The 16,132-nt window shown below is 44.2% G+C and carries 16 protein-coding genes; 8 read left to right on the top strand and 8 right to left on the bottom strand.

The window, feature by feature from the left end; all coding sequences use genetic code 11:
* Positions 1-50: 50 nt before the first annotated feature.
* Positions 51-1,274 (bottom strand): HlyD family secretion protein, encoded by a 1,224-nt coding sequence (locus tag R7P36_RS04930; RefSeq protein ID WP_054729669.1) that lies wholly within the window; start codon positions 1,272-1,274, stop codon positions 51-53.
* Positions 1,274-1,600 carry an MFS transporter gene (locus tag R7P36_RS04925; RefSeq protein ID WP_046875867.1) on the bottom strand — a complete coding sequence of 109 codons (327 nt, stop codon included), beginning with the start codon at positions 1,598-1,600 and terminating at the stop codon, positions 1,274-1,276. The genes R7P36_RS04930 and R7P36_RS04925 overlap by 1 nt, the downstream gene beginning before the upstream one ends.
* A gap of 107 nt (positions 1,601-1,707) precedes the next feature.
* On the opposite strand from R7P36_RS04925, the gene R7P36_RS04920 reads away from it, so the two are divergent.
* Positions 1,708-2,709 (top strand): AraC family transcriptional regulator, encoded by a 1,002-nt coding sequence (locus tag R7P36_RS04920; protein ID WP_213899206.1) that lies wholly within the window; start codon positions 1,708-1,710, stop codon positions 2,707-2,709.
* Positions 2,710-2,815: 106 nt separating this feature from the next.
* Here R7P36_RS04920 and R7P36_RS04915 read toward each other — a convergent pair whose 3' ends face one another.
* Both R7P36_RS04915 and R7P36_RS04910 read right to left on the bottom strand, forming a co-directional pair.
* Entirely contained in the window at positions 2,816-3,505 is a 690-nt protein-coding gene (locus R7P36_RS04915) for a hypothetical protein (RefSeq protein ID WP_031778833.1), read from the bottom strand.
* Positions 3,506-3,517: 12 nt separating this feature from the next.
* Positions 3,518-5,059: a hypothetical protein gene (locus tag R7P36_RS04910; protein ID WP_213899205.1), complete on the bottom strand. Its 1,542-nt coding sequence runs from the start codon at positions 5,057-5,059 to the stop codon at positions 3,518-3,520.
* Positions 5,060-5,425: 366 nt separating this feature from the next.
* Between R7P36_RS04910 and R7P36_RS04905 the strand changes: the two genes are divergently transcribed.
* Together R7P36_RS04905 and R7P36_RS04900 are read left to right on the top strand one after the other, a co-directional pair.
* Positions 5,426-6,118 carry a response regulator transcription factor gene (locus tag R7P36_RS04905; protein ID WP_053349274.1) on the top strand — a complete coding sequence of 231 codons (693 nt, stop codon included), beginning with the start codon at positions 5,426-5,428 and terminating at the stop codon, positions 6,116-6,118.
* A gap of 3 nt (positions 6,119-6,121) precedes the next feature.
* Positions 6,122-7,444: an ATP-binding protein gene (locus R7P36_RS04900; RefSeq protein WP_213899204.1), complete on the top strand. Its 1,323-nt coding sequence runs from the start codon at positions 6,122-6,124 to the stop codon at positions 7,442-7,444.
* On the opposite strand, the gene R7P36_RS04895 is transcribed toward R7P36_RS04900, so the two are convergent.
* A complete protein-coding gene (locus tag R7P36_RS04895; protein ID WP_158159477.1) occupies positions 7,425-8,081 on the bottom strand; it encodes a pyridoxamine 5'-phosphate oxidase family protein in 657 nt (218 codons plus the stop codon). The genes R7P36_RS04900 and R7P36_RS04895 overlap by 20 nt on opposite strands.
* A gap of 100 nt (positions 8,082-8,181) precedes the next feature.
* Between R7P36_RS04895 and R7P36_RS04890 the strand changes: the two genes are divergently transcribed.
* On the top strand, positions 8,182-9,627 hold the full coding sequence (locus tag R7P36_RS04890) for a PLP-dependent aminotransferase family protein (RefSeq protein WP_213899203.1): 1,446 nt from the start codon (positions 8,182-8,184) through the stop codon (positions 9,625-9,627).
* Here R7P36_RS04890 and yjeH read toward each other — a convergent pair whose 3' ends face one another.
* The gene (gene yjeH, locus R7P36_RS04885) at positions 9,628-10,890 is read right to left on the bottom strand and encodes an L-methionine/branched-chain amino acid transporter (protein ID WP_017635168.1); all 1,263 of its coding nucleotides are present in this window, start codon (positions 10,888-10,890) and stop codon (positions 9,628-9,630) included.
* A 327-nt stretch (positions 10,891-11,217) separates the two neighbouring features.
* On the opposite strand from yjeH, the gene R7P36_RS04880 reads away from it, so the two are divergent.
* From R7P36_RS04880 to R7P36_RS04865, 4 genes are all read left to right on the top strand, one after another.
* Positions 11,218-11,673 (top strand): Lrp/AsnC family transcriptional regulator, encoded by a 456-nt coding sequence (locus R7P36_RS04880; RefSeq protein ID WP_005373615.1) that lies wholly within the window; start codon positions 11,218-11,220, stop codon positions 11,671-11,673.
* A gap of 40 nt (positions 11,674-11,713) precedes the next feature.
* A complete protein-coding gene (locus R7P36_RS04875) occupies positions 11,714-12,628 on the top strand; it encodes a LysR family transcriptional regulator (protein WP_017819875.1) in 915 nt (304 codons plus the stop codon).
* 109 nt (positions 12,629-12,737) lie between these two features.
* Positions 12,738-13,352, top strand: a complete 615-nt coding sequence (locus R7P36_RS04870) for a LysE family translocator (protein ID WP_005373611.1) — start codon at positions 12,738-12,740, stop codon at positions 13,350-13,352.
* Between the two features lie 329 nt (positions 13,353-13,681).
* Entirely contained in the window at positions 13,682-14,011 is a 330-nt protein-coding gene (locus R7P36_RS04865; protein ID WP_005373609.1) for a hypothetical protein, read from the top strand.
* Between the two features lie 125 nt (positions 14,012-14,136).
* On the opposite strand, the gene R7P36_RS04860 is transcribed toward R7P36_RS04865, so the two are convergent.
* Entirely contained in the window at positions 14,137-14,358 is a 222-nt protein-coding gene (locus tag R7P36_RS04860) for a hypothetical protein (RefSeq protein WP_005373607.1), read from the bottom strand.
* Positions 14,359-14,598: 240 nt separating this feature from the next.
* Positions 14,599-16,032, bottom strand: coding sequence for a glyceraldehyde-3-phosphate dehydrogenase (locus tag R7P36_RS04855; protein ID WP_025767937.1), 1,434 nt, complete (start codon positions 16,030-16,032; stop codon positions 14,599-14,601).
* Positions 16,033-16,132 lie beyond the last annotated feature (100 nt).

Raw genomic sequence — 16,132 nt, 5'->3', positions numbered from 1 at the left:
TTGGATACAAATGAAAAGAAAACCGCCAGCGTAACTGGCGGTTTGCGAGTTTAGATAGAGTAGAAGAAGTACAGTTGAGACTTCATTCGGATGATGATCCCGCGAATCACATCTAAGAAGGCCATGAAGCCTATCGGTTTTTCACCGCTGACCCATGCGAGGCCAACAGAGCCAACAGGGATGTCGTAGCCTTCTGGCTCATCAATCTTAAGACGAACAAAGTGGTGTTTGTTCTGTAAGTTCTTTCCAGTGGTGACACGTACGGAATCATCGAAACCCAGTAGATTACCTTGTGACTCACCTGTTGCTTCAACAATGCCTTCGACGGTCGCTGAGAAGATCTTACCTGGGTAAACGGACGAAGAGAATTCCGCTGGCTGACCCGGTTTGATGTTACGAATCGCCTGGTGGTTGACTCGCATCAGCACGTACTTCTCGTTAGTGTACATGTTGATACGCGGCATCATCGATACACGCTGACCTTCACGCAGGATAAAGTTGGTGACAAAGCCATCTGTTGGGGCATGAACTTTTGTGCTATTCAAATCCCATTGCGCTTTTGCAATTTGCTCTTCAGCTTGGCGCAGTTCGGCTTGTTTAGTTTCAACTGCAAGTTCCGCTTTATGAATCGCCAGTTGTGCACGGGAAATATCGACTTGTTTCTTCTTGATTTGAGACTCAAGGGTCAACACGTTGTGACGTGCCATATCAACCGCACTCGATTGTTTGTCGATATCGCTTTCCGTGATGGTGTTGTGCACTACTCGGTTTTGCTCAACATAACGATCTAGCATTTTTTTCTGCAATTTGTAGTCAACTTTCGCCGCTTCCAACTGGCTCTTTGATGTTTCTAGATCTTGCACTAGCGCTTCGTGGTTAGCTTCTTCAATCTCGATGTCGCCTTTTGCCGTAGCTAATGCGACTCGTGCAGAATCGGCGGATACGTTCGCCTGATTTAATGCGATTTCGTATTGCGTTGGGTCAAGTTCATAAATGAGCTGACCCTCTTTAACTTGCTGATTCGGCTTAATGTAAATGTGGTCAACTTTACCTTTTACATTGGTTGAATCTGGACGCAATTGGATGTGTGGTGACTGCACGACAGAACCACCGGATAAATCCATCGGGGTGAAATTAATCAAACCTACCCATACGAACATTAGCCAACTCAAACCGCCAAGATAAGCGAACGATTTGGTTGCTTTGTTCCAAGGCATGCCAACCAAACGCAGCAGATAGATGAAGAGAGCCCATACCGCTAAACCTTCTAACATTACGCTTCCTCTTTTGGCTGTGTTTCTGTTTGCGGTTTACTTCTCCATGTATCACGTAGATTGATGATGGCTTTTTCCATATCAACGAATGCAAAGATCACAGCTAGCACCCAAACCCAGTGCCAGACAAACCCTATCCAGGTGAGCGCAGTGATGAGCCCTATCTGATGATGGTCTTTGCTGTGCGCCTTATTAATTGGCAACTCATGGATTTTCCAAAAGCCGTAACACGCGCCCGCGACACTCGCGATTAAAACGACAGCAGCGACAACATGTAACGCCGTATCTGCGCCTGTACCGACAAATGGGACACTCAGTAAACTCATTAAACACTCCTCTATCAAACTGTTGGCGTATTGTGATCTGAATTTGATTTGCGGCTTTCTTTGTGACAGATTCAATCACTATAGGATTAAATTTGATGTAATTGGTTATGAAAACGGTTCGGTTTATTCGCGCGATGGGCATTCTAAACATGCATAACCTCGCGTTATCTAAATACAATTTGGACTCAGATGAGTTAGGGATCCCAGCATCGGTGTTTCGTAACCCAATGACACTGATCCCGCTAAAAGCCGTTGCGGAATGGTATCGTTGTGTTGAACAAGCTAGTGGTGACCCGGATGTGGTGTTGAGTCTCAGCCGAGGTATTGAACTGCAAAAGCTAGGGCCAGTGGGACGCTGGTTATTCTCCGGCAATGATTTAGCCAGTACCATTCGGCGAGTGAATTATGGTGTGAGCAACCTACAATCAGGGGCGTTTTTTGCTGGCGAACAGTCGGGTAAAATCATCAAATGGACTTACCACAACCCGTTTATAGAAACGTCAGTAAAGGTGCACGATAGTATCCGCTGTGCGGTATTTATGATTAAGGTGTTACGCGAATTTCTTGGCAAAGATTACCAGCCTTTACGTGTCAAGGTTTCAGGCTCGAGCAAAAATACTGAGCGATACCGGGAATATTTCGGCTGCGAGGTGGAATGGAGTCAGCCAAAAACAGAGATATGGATCCCGGGAGATGACCGACTAGCTTCTCGCCAAGTGAGCCATCGAGAAGACAACCGTCTAGCGATGAGTTTTTCCGATTTGGATGATTTGCTTAATATGCCCGACCCAGAAGATGAGTTGAAAGTGATTTATGAAGTGGTGAATTACAGCAGCCATTATGGATTGCCAACGTTAGAGCGCGTTTCTTCTCTGCTTGATTTATCTGAACAGCAGTTTCAACGTCGTTTGCATAAATTAGGGCTCAATTTTTCGACGGTTTCTGGCTATGTATTGAGTAATATTGCAGCTGGTTTGTTGAGTAAGCGCGTGAGTATTGATGACATTGCCACGCGCCTTGGTTACACCAATGTGGCGAGCTTCAATCGTATGTTTAAGAAACATCGTGGATTAACGCCCAAGCAGTATACGGGAAGATTAGAGAAGTAGTGCTCCACTTATCTCTATGAGTACAAGCAATAAAAGCCCTCAAAAAAGTAGAGGGCTTTGTTTTTTTGTGTGTTGTTTTTTTGTGTGTTGTTGTTTTATGTAATGGCTATTTTTTAGGGCGCCAACTTAGTGCACTTGCAACAGCGCCGATGGCAATTACATCCTTTTTTTGTTCGCTAAGTTCAGGGAGCATCTGTACCGCAATGGTACCGTTCGTCTGCACAGCGGCAATTTCTTGTGTGCCTTCCTTAAAGCTATACCCCAATGGAATGTCTACCGCCATCATGGCGTCAGGACTAGTATGTACAGTTTCTACATTAAAGTGGGTGCTACCAATACGCACTACGCCTGTCTCTTTCTTCTCAAAGCTGATGTCGATGAGAGCGGATTTTGGCTCCATCGCAAACTCACCGACTTTTTTACCATCTTGAGTAATGTCACAGGTGTAAGGATCATTCCCACCAAAATCGACACCCATGTAGTTAACCGACATACCGCCTCCGGTGCAGTTCAAAAGCCAAGTTTCCCCGCTGTCGATCCGAGTCACTTCTGCGCCCATTGAACCTTCTTTGAAAGAGATACGGTTAAACCAACTTGAGTTAGAAGCACTGCGTGAATACTTGCCTTTGTACTTACCAGCAAAATCAAAATGGCCATCTGCACCGAATCCCCAAAAATCACCGTCGGTTTTGATCAGCATTTCTGGTTGTGCTTTTACGGCATCAGTACGATCCATGACGGCTAGGCCACCACAACCAGCAAGGAGCAAGGGAGCGAATAGAATAAGTTTCTTCATGTTTTTCATTTTTTATAGCTTGGTTACATCTAGGGTTTGGTCGGTGAATTGGATGTTCTGAATGTCGTACAACTCGTCAGTGCCTGTAGTCGGGCACTCAACAGAAACGCTCTTTGCTTTGATAACAGTACATTCCGCCAGTTTGTGTTGCACGATATAGGTGTTGATACCGCCTTCACCATAAATGCTGTTGTCTTTGCTGTTGCCTTCAAAAGTATTGTTTTGATCATTACCGATCACATTCATCGCGTCGTCGCCAATGATCTTCACTTTTGTTAGCCACTGAGATTTGTAGGTGTACGCTTCTATCAAACCGTCTTTGTTGGGAGCCATACGGAAGGTAGGTACTGTGCCTGGATTTGTCTTTTCTGTGTAGAGCTTGACGCCCGCAGAGTCGATATTCGCGGTATATTGCAAGTATCCGTGGAATAAGCCACTGATCCAATCAACGGCTTGTGGATCTTGGGTTTGCATTTCTTCACGCGTTAATGCTTGGTAGCCATCTAAACCATGTCCGTTTGCTTTTGCTACCCCCATGTAAGCTTCAAAAGCGGCAGCAAAATATTCGTGAGAATATGAAGGGCCCGTTTGTTTAACACTTTCAGGATCGAAGTCGTCCGATTTCCAATCGTCCCAGTCATACTGAGTAGGGCGCCACACCGTCGGTTTGCCCGATTGAATATCGTTATAGATGCTTAACGCATGAGCTTGAATGTCATTTTGCAGTGCCGCAGTCGCCGTGTTAGGTGCAATACCTTGCGCTTGGACCAAGTGTAAAATTTCTTCAAAAGCGGCGTCTCGTTCGGCTTTTTTGCCAAGATTGGCGCAGTAATCGGCAAAATTACTCATGTAATGGCAATCGCCTTCAACTGTCAGTTCTCGATACATTAAAGATTGGCTATTCCTTAGCCAGTTTGGTGTTTCTTTACTAGTTACTAATGTTGACGCGATAGATGTGACAAGTGTATCCATATCATCTTCGTTAAGTACGATCATGCTTACAACAAACTTTTCTAGAGAACTTGTATCAAAAGAGTGTGCTAAGCCCGAGTTTGTAACTGCGTCGTTCAGTTTGTCTTGGCGAATCAGTTCGTTGATAAAGATTTTGGTTAACATCTCATCATTCTGTTCGTCGTTTTCGGTCAGCATTAATGTGGCATCACGCTCGGCTAATGTCTTAGCGATACGAGACTTGTCAGCACCGTACTTAGAGTCTGGTTGGTTTGTTAGAAGGTGTTGGATGATTTTGGCTGCACGAAAGATTTTTTCATTATTCGCACCGTCATCAACGGCCACAATGTGAAATGTATCATTGTTATTTGCTTCAGAAAGGGAGATTTTCACATAGTGGGTGAAGCCCGCATCAGCAGCCACTTTTAACTTGGCCGGAAACTCTGTAGAAACGACAGTTGGGATTGTGACAGTGCTCAATGTTGGCACTGGTGGTGGTGGAGGTGTTGTTTTCGATGGTTTCGGATTAGATTCACTGCCGCCACAAGCAGTTAGACTTATCGCGCAAAATATGGCTAAAGGTGTTAATTTGGAATATCTCATTTCATGTTACTCGTAGACTTTATTAGAGCAAGAAACTTAGAATCAACATAAAGTCCTGTCTATATAAGCAAACTAAGTCATATATGTTGATATTGTTTTTTGGTAAGACCTATTATTCGATACATTTAAAAATATAGTGGATTTTTATTCCGAATTTTATTTTCTATGTGAAGCTATATTCTGAGAATGAATAAAACCTCAGGTTATTGCATGGTTTTAGGGGTATAGAATGATTAGGATTATCGTATATGTATGGTTTGTAAGCGTATGTAAGCCTGCGTTTTATTAAAATTATCATTTAAGTAGGTTGCGCAGTATAGGACGAGCGATATACTCCCTCCATCATATTGGTGGAGTAAATGATTCATGGTGGGTAATACAATCTTACTGGTAGAAGACGACTCAGAGATTGCTCGATTAACCAAAATGTACCTCGAAGCCGAAGGATATACGGTAACTGTCATCGGTAACGGTCAAAATGCATTAGAAACGATTAAGGGGCTCAAGCCGGACCTAGTGCTGTTAGATTTGATGTTACCAGGAAAAAATGGCGCAGAAATATGCCAAGAGGCGCGTAAGTTTTATCATGGTATTATCATTGTTTTGACTGCGACCGATGATGAAATGAGCGAGGTGAGCTTATTTAAGTTCGGTGCTGATGATTACCTTACCAAACCGATAAAAGGCAATATCCTTCTCGCCCGTATTGAAGCAGCGTTGCGTCGCTATTGTCGTCAAGTTGATATCGTTGAAGAAGAAAAGCTGAGCCGATATGGCATTAGTCTTTGTCTTCGTCGCTCCCAAGCATTTTATTTGCAAAAAGATATTGGTTTAACGAGCTCTGAGTTTGAAATTCTAGAGCTCCTGATGCTGAATGTCGATAAACCAGTATCTCGTGAATCATGTTGCCGTCTTGCCAGAGGCATTGAATACTGCATTACTGATCGTTCGATTGATATGCGTATATCCTCACTAAGGAAGAAATTCTCTAAGGCTCATATCCATACTGCTACCATTAAGACCATACGTCACCACGGCTATATGCTGACAGGTAAATGACGCATGTTTTCCCTGTTTACTCGTCTATATGTGGGGTTAGTTACTGGCCTTGCGCTGACTGTTGCTTTGTTTCTCTTTATGGGGGAAGAGTACATGCGCAAAACAGAAGTCGGTGTTTTTTTGAGTGATGGTGCTTATTTTGTCGATCAATACATTGAGCAACGAGGCACTCCGGATTCTCTCTATAAGAAGTTAACCGAAAACGGCAAGCAAGATTTCTTTATCTTTGATTTAACATTGGTTGAAAACTGGGACGGATCACCGCCTTGTCGAGATTGTAAGCTGCTGTACCGAATGCAAGGGATACCTGTTTATCTTATTGATGGCAGTACCTATGCCGCGGTATTCCCTTTACCTAACACCTCGAAGAATTTAGTTTTCAAAGAAAAAACGGACTTCTTTAGCCCACACGTTGATTGGAATGAAGATTCTGAGATTGTATTTATACTTACTCTGCTTTTGGTTGTTGTATGCAGTTTAGGCATTATGGTTTACATACCTGTACGACGTCTTGACCGCCAAATTCGGCAACTAACGGCTGCGCAACAACAATTTGGTTCTGGTGAGTTGAATACGCGAGTCGAGCTAAAGCAATTTTCGCAACCCGTGAAAGAGCTCGCCCAAGGCTTCAACTGCATGTCTGAAGAGATTGAGAGACGAGTGCGCCAAACACACATCTTTACTCAAGCTATTCCTCATGAAGTGCGCACTCCGCTGAGTCGTATTCAGCTAGCGACGGATTTAGCTCGACGCACGAGTGGTGAAATGCAGGCAGAGTTACATGACGATATTGAACGATACGTTGATGTCGTGACGGATTTAACGTCCGACATTGTCATGCTGTCTCGCTTGAGTGTGAAAAACCACTCATGGATCGATTCTGTTGAAACCATGGAACTGCCACTTTGGTGTAAAAGCCGCATGAATTACCTAGGCTTAGAGTCCGCCATGTTGAGAGCAGAAAATAAACTCGCGAACCAATTGATTCACTTTCAGCCTACTTTGGGTAACCTTGTCCTCGATAATTTACTGCAAAACGCCAAGCGTTATGGTGAGTCCTGCGTTGAGGTGACGATTCGAACGGTAGCGGATTGCTGGAGCATCGATATTGAGGACGATGGTCCGGGCATCCCTGAGGCAATGCGAGAAGAAGTATTTATGCCATTTTCGCGCTTAGACAAAAGCCGCAACGCCGACATGAAAGGCTTTGGTTTAGGGCTTGCCATCGCTACCAGTGCAGCGCGGCAACTGGGGTGGGAGCTTTCTGTCGGCGAGAGTCACTTAGGCGGCGCACGTTTTACGGTGCTTATTCCTGCCAACGGTTAGAGTAGGCACTGCGGTAGTCTGGCTCTGCGATACCTTCATACAAATCGTCACAAGCTTGCAGTGGACCTACGACGGTTCGGTAGGGTAGGACACCTGCCCAAACAGGGATGTCCATGTCTTCCGCATCGTCGTTGACGCCAAAATTGCTGATTTTCACTGATGCCTCCGTGAGCGGGATACGCAGTAGCATGGTGGCTTTGAGTTCTTTTTCATTACTCAAACGGACTTGTTCTGTTCTCCCCGGAGCGATCTGTTCAATAAAGTGATTCAGCAACCTGTCTTTCTCTTGGTTATCTTCCACCACCTCAAACTGGCCAAAGGCCACAGCACTGCGATAATGCGCACTGTGGTGAAACGCACTTCGAGCCAATACCCAACCATCAAACAAAGTAAAGGTTAAGCACGTTTGCACTCCTTGTTTGAGTGAGCGTAACAGTCGACTGTTGTTGGCACCATGGATATACACGTAATCATCGACACGCCATGCCAGCATAGGGATGACCACAGGGCCTGACTCGTTGGTTATCGCAATATGAGCGATTAGGCTTTCATCTATGATGGCGTGCAGTTTGCTAACATCAGAGACGGCTTTATGTGCGCCTTTCTTAATTTCCGTTCTATTGGTGTTGGATAGCATTTTCTCTCCTTGCTTGCTCACGATTACGAGCGATTTATCCTCATTCTTTGATTGCAATGTAGCGTTTAACTGGTAGCTTAAAGAGAGCCAGTTTTAACTAATGGATGGATCCAGTTTGTCTTTGATTGATATCGGTGACCTACATTTAAAAGACAGTGAAGGAACGCGTCAGCAAGCGTTGTTTTTGGCTATTCGCAAGAAAATTGTTCAAGGACTGTGGGTGAAGAATGGGAAGCTGCCTTCTACGCGGAAGCTTTCACAAGAGCTTAATCTAAGTAGGAATACCGTGATTTCTGCCTACGAACAGTTAGTGGCGGAAGGGTACTTGAACAGCCAAAAAGGTTCTGGTTTTTATGTTGCCGTAGAACTGCCAGAGCAGTACTTGCCTGAACCTAGTTCAGTTCAGAGAGACTCATCACCGAAAGCTCACTTTGATATCAACCGCGCATTTGCACCGGGTGTACCGGATTTGGACGCATTTCCGATGGCGCAATGGCAAAAGTTACTCACTCGCCATATGTCTCGTACTTGCTTGCTGGGTAATCAAGATATTCAGGGTAGTTGGGCATTGCGCTGTGCTTTAGCTGACTACCTCGCATCAAGCCGTTCAGTGAATTGTTCTCCAGAGCGCATTATTATTACCTCTGGGGCGCAGCAAGCGTTGTCAATTGCGACGATGGTAGTGCTCAAACAAGGTGATAAGGTTCTGATGGAGCAACCAGGTTACGCGCAAATGCGGAAGTTGATTCAGTTCCAAAACTATCAATTTGAGCCTTTGTTCGTAAGAGAGAAATTAGGTTTTGATGTGGAAGCGGTGACCTCAAGCGATGCCGATGCGCTGTATATTACACCAAGTAATCAATATCCGATGGGCACCACACTCAATACCGAGCAAAGAGGAAAGATCATCAACTGGGCGGTCGAACAATCAAGTTGGATCATCGAGGATGATTATGACAGCGAATTTCAGTTTGCTCATCGTCCCTATACCAGCTTACAGGGGCTAGCAGCTCAAATGGGTCGAGATGATCGTGTGTTGTATGTGGGTTCCTTCAGTAAAGTGATGTTTAACGGATTGCGGCTTGGCTACCTTGTAGTTCCTGAACGTTTAGTAGAGCAATGTTTAGTGGTTAAGGATGCGTTAAGTGGTGATTCGCCGACGCATACACAAGAAGCATTGGCAGACTTTATTACTGAAGGTGGGTTATTACGTCATATTCGAAAAATGCGTCGACTGTACAAAACTAAGCATGAACAGATGCATGTATCCATTCAACAGCATTTTGGCGACCGTGTTTGCGTCGTTAGCCAAGCGGCGGGGCTTCATGTTACGTTGAAATGGCAAGACGGTATGGATGAGCAGCGTTTTATAAAACTAGCAGAGCATGAAGGGATCATCTTGCGACCTTTGAGCTATTATGAACTCCCAGATTTTCAAGCACGTCACTGGCATGGTGCCGTGCTTGGTTACGGCAATATCGCGTTAGAGAACATAGACGCTGGTATCCAACGTTTAGCTCACATATTTCGAAATGGGAAGCGATGACTATTCAACTACACGTGTTTGTCGCTTATGTCGCCACTGTTTCCAAGGCAGTAAAAGTAGAGTAAAAATGCCAAGTGCATAAAACATTGACCAGCCTAAACATATAAAAACACCGGTACAAAGCAGTAGGGACAGTCCCGCAAGTGTTTTACCAAATCCTCGAAGCAATTTAAAAGCGGCTAACATCGCTAACATGTAAACTAGAACGAATACACTGTTTGCGAGTTTTAGGAAAAACTCCAGATCGAGCTGTGATAGGGTTCCTATCACACAAGATATCAATAATATACCGCCAACTAATATGGTGGCTGAGAAAGGGACACCACGACGCGAAATCTTGGCTAGTGGACTAGAAGGACGATGTTCACGAGCTTGAGCCCAGACCATTCGCGCTAGGCTCTGTGTGTATAAGTTTACGCTCGCGAAACAAGCGGAGAAACCTATCAAGCTGATTATCCATTTGGCTCCATCGCCTAGTAGTTGGGCACTAAGCCAGGGGATGGATGCGTTATCAAATTGAGCGTTACCATACGCGCCAAATTTTAAAATAACGACAGAGCATGCCCAATAGGTAGCCCCTGCTACAAAACAACCGACCACAATGGCAATAGGGAAATCTCTTTGAGGGTTTTTGAACTCTTCCCCCATATGGGCAAAAGCCTCTATGCCAACAAAACACCAGAACATCACGCCTAACGCTGCGGTAATAGGCCAAATTGACTCTTGTGTGATGGCGGGCATCACAAGATCGGCGCTGTTAACGTCGCCTTTCCATAAAAATGCGCCAACAAGTGCGAAGACACTCAAAGCAATAAGAGTTTGTAAATGACCTGATGATTTTGTGCCCATCAAGTTGACGAACACAAGAAGTACTACCGTGAGAACTTGTGCAAACAGATTGTTGCTAATAGGCTCTGGCAATATTTGTTGTAGAAAGCCTGCGGCGAGTGCAATCGCGGCCGGAACCCCTACCGGAATGACACTAACAAATAGCCAAGCGACACTACTTTCCAGCTTGGCGTTAAAGGCTTTGCGTACAAAAAAGGCTGTTCCGCCCGCGTTGGGGTATCGTTTACCCAGTTGAGCAAAAGTCAGCGCAATAGGACAAATCGCGATGAACAATAAAATCCAAGCCCATAGTGAAAAATGGCCAGCTATACCTGCTGCGATAGCCGGGATCATAAACAGCCCAGTTCCCATTAATGTGGTGGATAACTGTGCGATACCTGATGTGAGTGAAATGTCTTTTTTGAGCTCTTCCATGCGAATTGATTCATCCAATGTTATGAGGCTTATTACGAAAAAGCTTGTGGCTTCTGGTTATTTCGTTTTATGTGTTTAAGCGATGCTATTTATGTGCTGAGTACTTAAGTTGGGAATTTGATTTCAATGTGTTATCTATTTTCTGTTGAAATGGATAACAGCACTCATCTCATGCCCGCCAAATAGCATATCCAAAATGTTAATAACAAAATGATTTACTAAACCGTCAATATGACGGTTGTTTTAAATAATTCCAACAAAATGTTGGTTTCTTATGCAGTTAGAATCGGTATAGAATGAGAAAAATAAGGAAAGCTTGGTAACGGTATGGACAAGTTTGATCATAAGATTGTGGATCTGCTCAGGCACAACGCTCGGCTGTCGGTGACTGAAATTGCGGATAAAGTAAACCTTTCTCGTTCTGCGGTAACGGCCCGTATTCGTAAGCTAGAGCATGACAAAGTGATTCTAGGGTATCACGCTGAAATTGCGCCTTCGGGTGGGGATTCGATTTGCGCCTATTTTGCCTTAAAGTTCGATAAATCAACCTCTACGTATTATTGCGAATCATACGCGGACGAGTTATACAAAATTGATGGCGTAAAATGGTGTCATGCGATCAGCGGTGAGACGGACATGATGGTTTTTGTCGAAGTGCCTACGATGGCTCGCTTGAACGAAATCAGAGATCAAATTCAACGATATCCAGAGCTTCGAAACCTGATGACTCATACCGTCTTAGCTGAATTCTTTAACACGACTGGGAACCTGTTTGTGAAGTGACCATGAATGGATGCCATGTTGAAAACCCTTCAGAGCGAATATGTTAAACAACATTAATTTGAATCTACTTAGATCCTTGCATGTACTTTTAGAGGAGTGTCATGTCAGCCGGACCGCAGACCGTTTGCACATTACGCAGTCTGCCGTCAGTCGACAGCTTGCACAATTGCGCGATCTGTGTGGTGACCCACTGCTTATTCGTCAAGGTAATCAACTGATACCAACGCCACGAGCAATAGCGTTAAAATCAAAGCTTGATGCATTACTGGCTGAGTTTGACCATTTACTCGATGACCAACCTTTTGAGCCGCGGCAGTGGCAAGGTGAGCTTGTTATTGCTTCTAGTGACTACGTGGCGCAATACGTATTGCCCGATATTGCCTCTCACTTGGGTGAACAAGCGCCACAGTTAGATATGGCGTACCGACTGTGGCAACCCAACTTTCTTGATAAACTTCATGAGACGGGCATCCATATCGCGTCTTCTATGTATCCAGAAAAACCACAGAGTGTGTCGAGCGTTAAAATTGGTGAGGATTCATCAGTTTGTTTGATGAAATCTTCTCATCCGTTAGCAAAGCAGGACCAGATCAGTATTGAAGACTTGATTTCATATTCACACATCAAAGTGACTGGCGGCGGAGACAAAGATTCCTACACTGATTTAGCATTGAAAGAGCTAGGGCACACCCGCCACGTTACCTTTAAGGTTCCATTCTTCTCTGCTGCGATCAATCGCTTAGTTGCAAGTGAGCACCTGATGGTGGCTCCTGAACATATTGCCGTTAACCTCGCTAAGCATTGGGACTTAACCCATAAAGCATTACCACTCGAAACACCTATTCATCAATATTGGTTAATGTGGCACCCCAAATACGACACGGATCCTGCGCATAAATGGGTGCGAGAAGAGATTCGCTCAGTAATGCAAATTTCTGAATATTCCATTCGCTAATACGTACACCGTTTAGCTATGACTTGAAGTCATGATTAGTATGAATAACTTTGATTTCTAATTATACCTCTTCCGTTGATAGAGTGAGCGTCAAAGAGGGGAGATTCTTATGACACTAACAGTTTGGTTATCACTTTTTACCGTGTGTTTATTAGGGGCTATGTCACCAGGTCCCAGTTTAGCTATTGTCGCTAAGCACTCGTTGGCTGGTGGACGTATCAATGGATTAGCTACGGCTTGGGCTCATGCGTTTGGCATTGGTATATATGCGTTTATTACCTTGATTGGGCTCGCTGTTGTTTTGCAGCAAAGCCCGATGCTGTTCAAGACGATTAGCCTTGTGGGTGCGGCATATCTTGCGTATTTAGGGTTTAATGCTTTGCGTTCAAAAGGTGGTGTGGCTGCGAAGTTGGAGTCAGGTGAGGAAACAACGGTAATCCAGTCTGCGCGAGAAGGCTTTTTTATCTCGATTTTAAGTCCCAAAATTGCTTTGTTTTTTATCGCATTATTCAGTCAGTTTGTCGCGCTCGGTAATGATTTGAGTAATCAGATGATCATTGTTGCCACGCCGTTTGTTGTGGATGGGCTTTGGTACACCTTTATTACCCTAGTGCTATCGAGCTCTAAAGTCGTTGACAGAATTCGCTCTAAGGCAGTGTTGATTGATCGTTTGTCAGGAGTAGTACTCATGCTGCTGGCTCTTAGAGTGGTCGTAACGGTATAGACAAGCTCGCAAGACAGAAATACTAAAAGCAGCCCGTGTGGCTGCTTTTTTGTCTACTCTCAGTAACCCTTACACAATTTACGTAATTCTGACGCTAAATGTTGCTAAAATTAATATTATCAATAGTGTTACTTTGGTTCATATTCTCATTTGCTGTGAAAGCTACTTTCCAACGCATTGTTATAATGAGAACGATAGCCACTTAACGTTAATACTAACAGTGTCGCATATTAAGTCGAGAGTGCTTTATTGGATAAAAACGGACTTTCCTCTTACTTACCCTATGAAAGGGGTAGAGACTTCATGACCGTTTAGAAGGTGAGAGCAATATGCAAAGAATAGTAGATTTAGCTCCAGTAGTAATTTTGACCAGTGTTTGCAGCGTTGCCTGGATATTCTTTTCAACAAAGAGCATTTGGGTGTTTTTTGAACTGTTTGTATTTACGATGCTTGGCTTTGGCCTTTTGTACGGGTTACTACAAAAGGCTGATCCTAAACACTTTGACTTTGTTTTAAATCACATCGATGAAATTAAGAAGGAAGGCAAAGATGCTTGCCTAAGCGGCGCTCCGAAAGAATCCAACCCATACTCTGGTGTCGATGGTGATTTATGGGAGGCTGGTTACACAGCCTCCTACAACAAAAAGATAAAGCAATAAACCGCTAGGTGCTTATTCAATATTGTGCTTTTCAAAAAAGCACCCTGCCATTTTAAGGACAGGGTGAAAGCAAGAAGTTTCTCAGGAGCGGTCGGGGGAGAGAAACTCATCTAAATCTTATTTACTTACCGGCGAACCTCTTCAAATTCACCTTCAATCGCATCTGCTTTACCTGTATTAAACTCATACTCTTCGTGCATTTCTCTCTGCATTTTCTTGACGCGCTTTTCAATACGTTTACCGGTAATTAATGCTGCGATGGTCAACGGAATCGCAATGATCAAGCTAAATACTAACGTAAAAAAGCCGGTAATCAGTGCTAGTGCAGTTACAATAATCCGATTCATAATCATGACCTCTCTGTAATTTATGTGCTCAGATTAATGCTGTGAACATGAACAAAACATGAATGCTGACGTTCAGTTTGTCCGGAGAGTGTCAAATGAATGAAACGAAAAAACGCCTGAGGGTGATCAGGCGTATAAACGGGGAAAAATATTAGTAATGCGCATGGCGCTTATTATTTAGAACAAATATGAGATATTGTCCGCTACGCTGTGTGGTTAACGTTGTGGAGCAATGTTCACCTATCGAGGGAATGTTTGGTAACGAACACCCATCATTTGTTCCATACAGTGCACAACTTGGCAGCTGTAACCGAATTCGTTGTCGTACCAGATGTAAAGTACACAACGCTTGTCTTGTGCGATAGTCGCTTGACCATCTACGACGCCTGCATGACGAGAACCAACTAAGTCAGTTGATACAATTTCTGTTGAATCGGTGTAGTCAATCTGTGCCGAAAGCTCAGAGTTCAACGCCATTTCACGCAAGTAATCGTTCAGTGAATCACGGTCTACGTCTTCACCTAAGTTTAGATTAGCGACTGCCATCGAAACGTTTGGTGTCGGTACGCGAATCGCGTTGCCTGTTAGCTTGCCTGCAAGCTCTGGCAATGCTTTAGCAACTGCTTTTGCCGCACCTGTTGAAGTCAGAACCATGTTTAGTGAAGCACTACGTCCGCGACGGTCACCAGAGTGGAAGTTGTCAATCAAATTTTGGTCGTTTGTGTATGAGTGCACGGTTTCAATATGGCCAGAAAGAACACCATATTTATCGTTCAGAGCCTTAAGGACTGGCGTGATTGCATTTGTTGTACAGCTTGCCGCAGAGATGATGGTGTCATCTTCTTTAATTACCGACTCATTTACACCGAATACAACGTTTTTGATGTCACCTTTACCTGGTGCTGTTAGCAGTACTTTCTCTGCGCCTTTACACGCTAAGTGTTGGCTCAGGCCTTCAGAATCACGCCAAACACCTGTGTTATCAACAACTAGCGCGTTATTGATACCGAAAGCTGAGTAATCCACTTCGCTTGGGTTATTTGCGTAGATGATTTGGATGTAGTTGCCGTTAACGATCAGTGCTTTACGCTCTTCATCGATAACAATGCTACCGTTGAACTGACCGTGAACTGAGTCACGACGCAGCAAGCTAGCACGCTTCTCCAAATCGCCTTTTTTACCGCCACGAACCACAATCGCACGTAGTCTTAGTGGGTAACCTGGACCACTTTTCTCAATGAGAAGGCGAGTAAGTAGTCGACCAATGCGACCGAACCCGTAAAGAACCACATCACGCGCTTTCAATGAAGAATCTGCGTCGCGAGCGCCATCAAGTGCAGTGATAAGGAAATCGTTTAGAGAGCTTGTATCGTCATGTTCATTCCAGTACATAGTTGCCAATTGGCCAACATCGACACGGCATGAAGAAATGCTCATTTCACAAAGCGCTTGAATAATAGGCATCGTGTGCTCAAGCGAAAGTGGGTTACCGGTATAACGTCTTGCAACGCGATGAGTTTTGAGAATGTCTATAGTAGTAGCATTAATAAGCGTTTTACCAAACAGAACCACTTCGATTCCTTTTTGACGATATAGCTTACCAATTAGAGGGGAAATAGATTCAGCAATCGTTTGGCTAGTTTGCCAGTCTTGGAGATATTTCTCTGGACTCATTGTTGTATTAGACCTTTCACGTTTTGGGGGCTAACCATACTCTCTGCTGTTGCCTCTTCGGCAGCGTGCAAGAGTGTGGTGGGTTATGTAATCGGGTTGT

The organism is Vibrio sp. 397, assembly GCF_033339395.1.
GTDB classification, from domain to species: Bacteria; Pseudomonadota; Gammaproteobacteria; order Enterobacterales; family Vibrionaceae; genus Vibrio; species Vibrio alginolyticus.
This window is presented reverse-complemented; position numbering and strand designations above follow the sequence as displayed.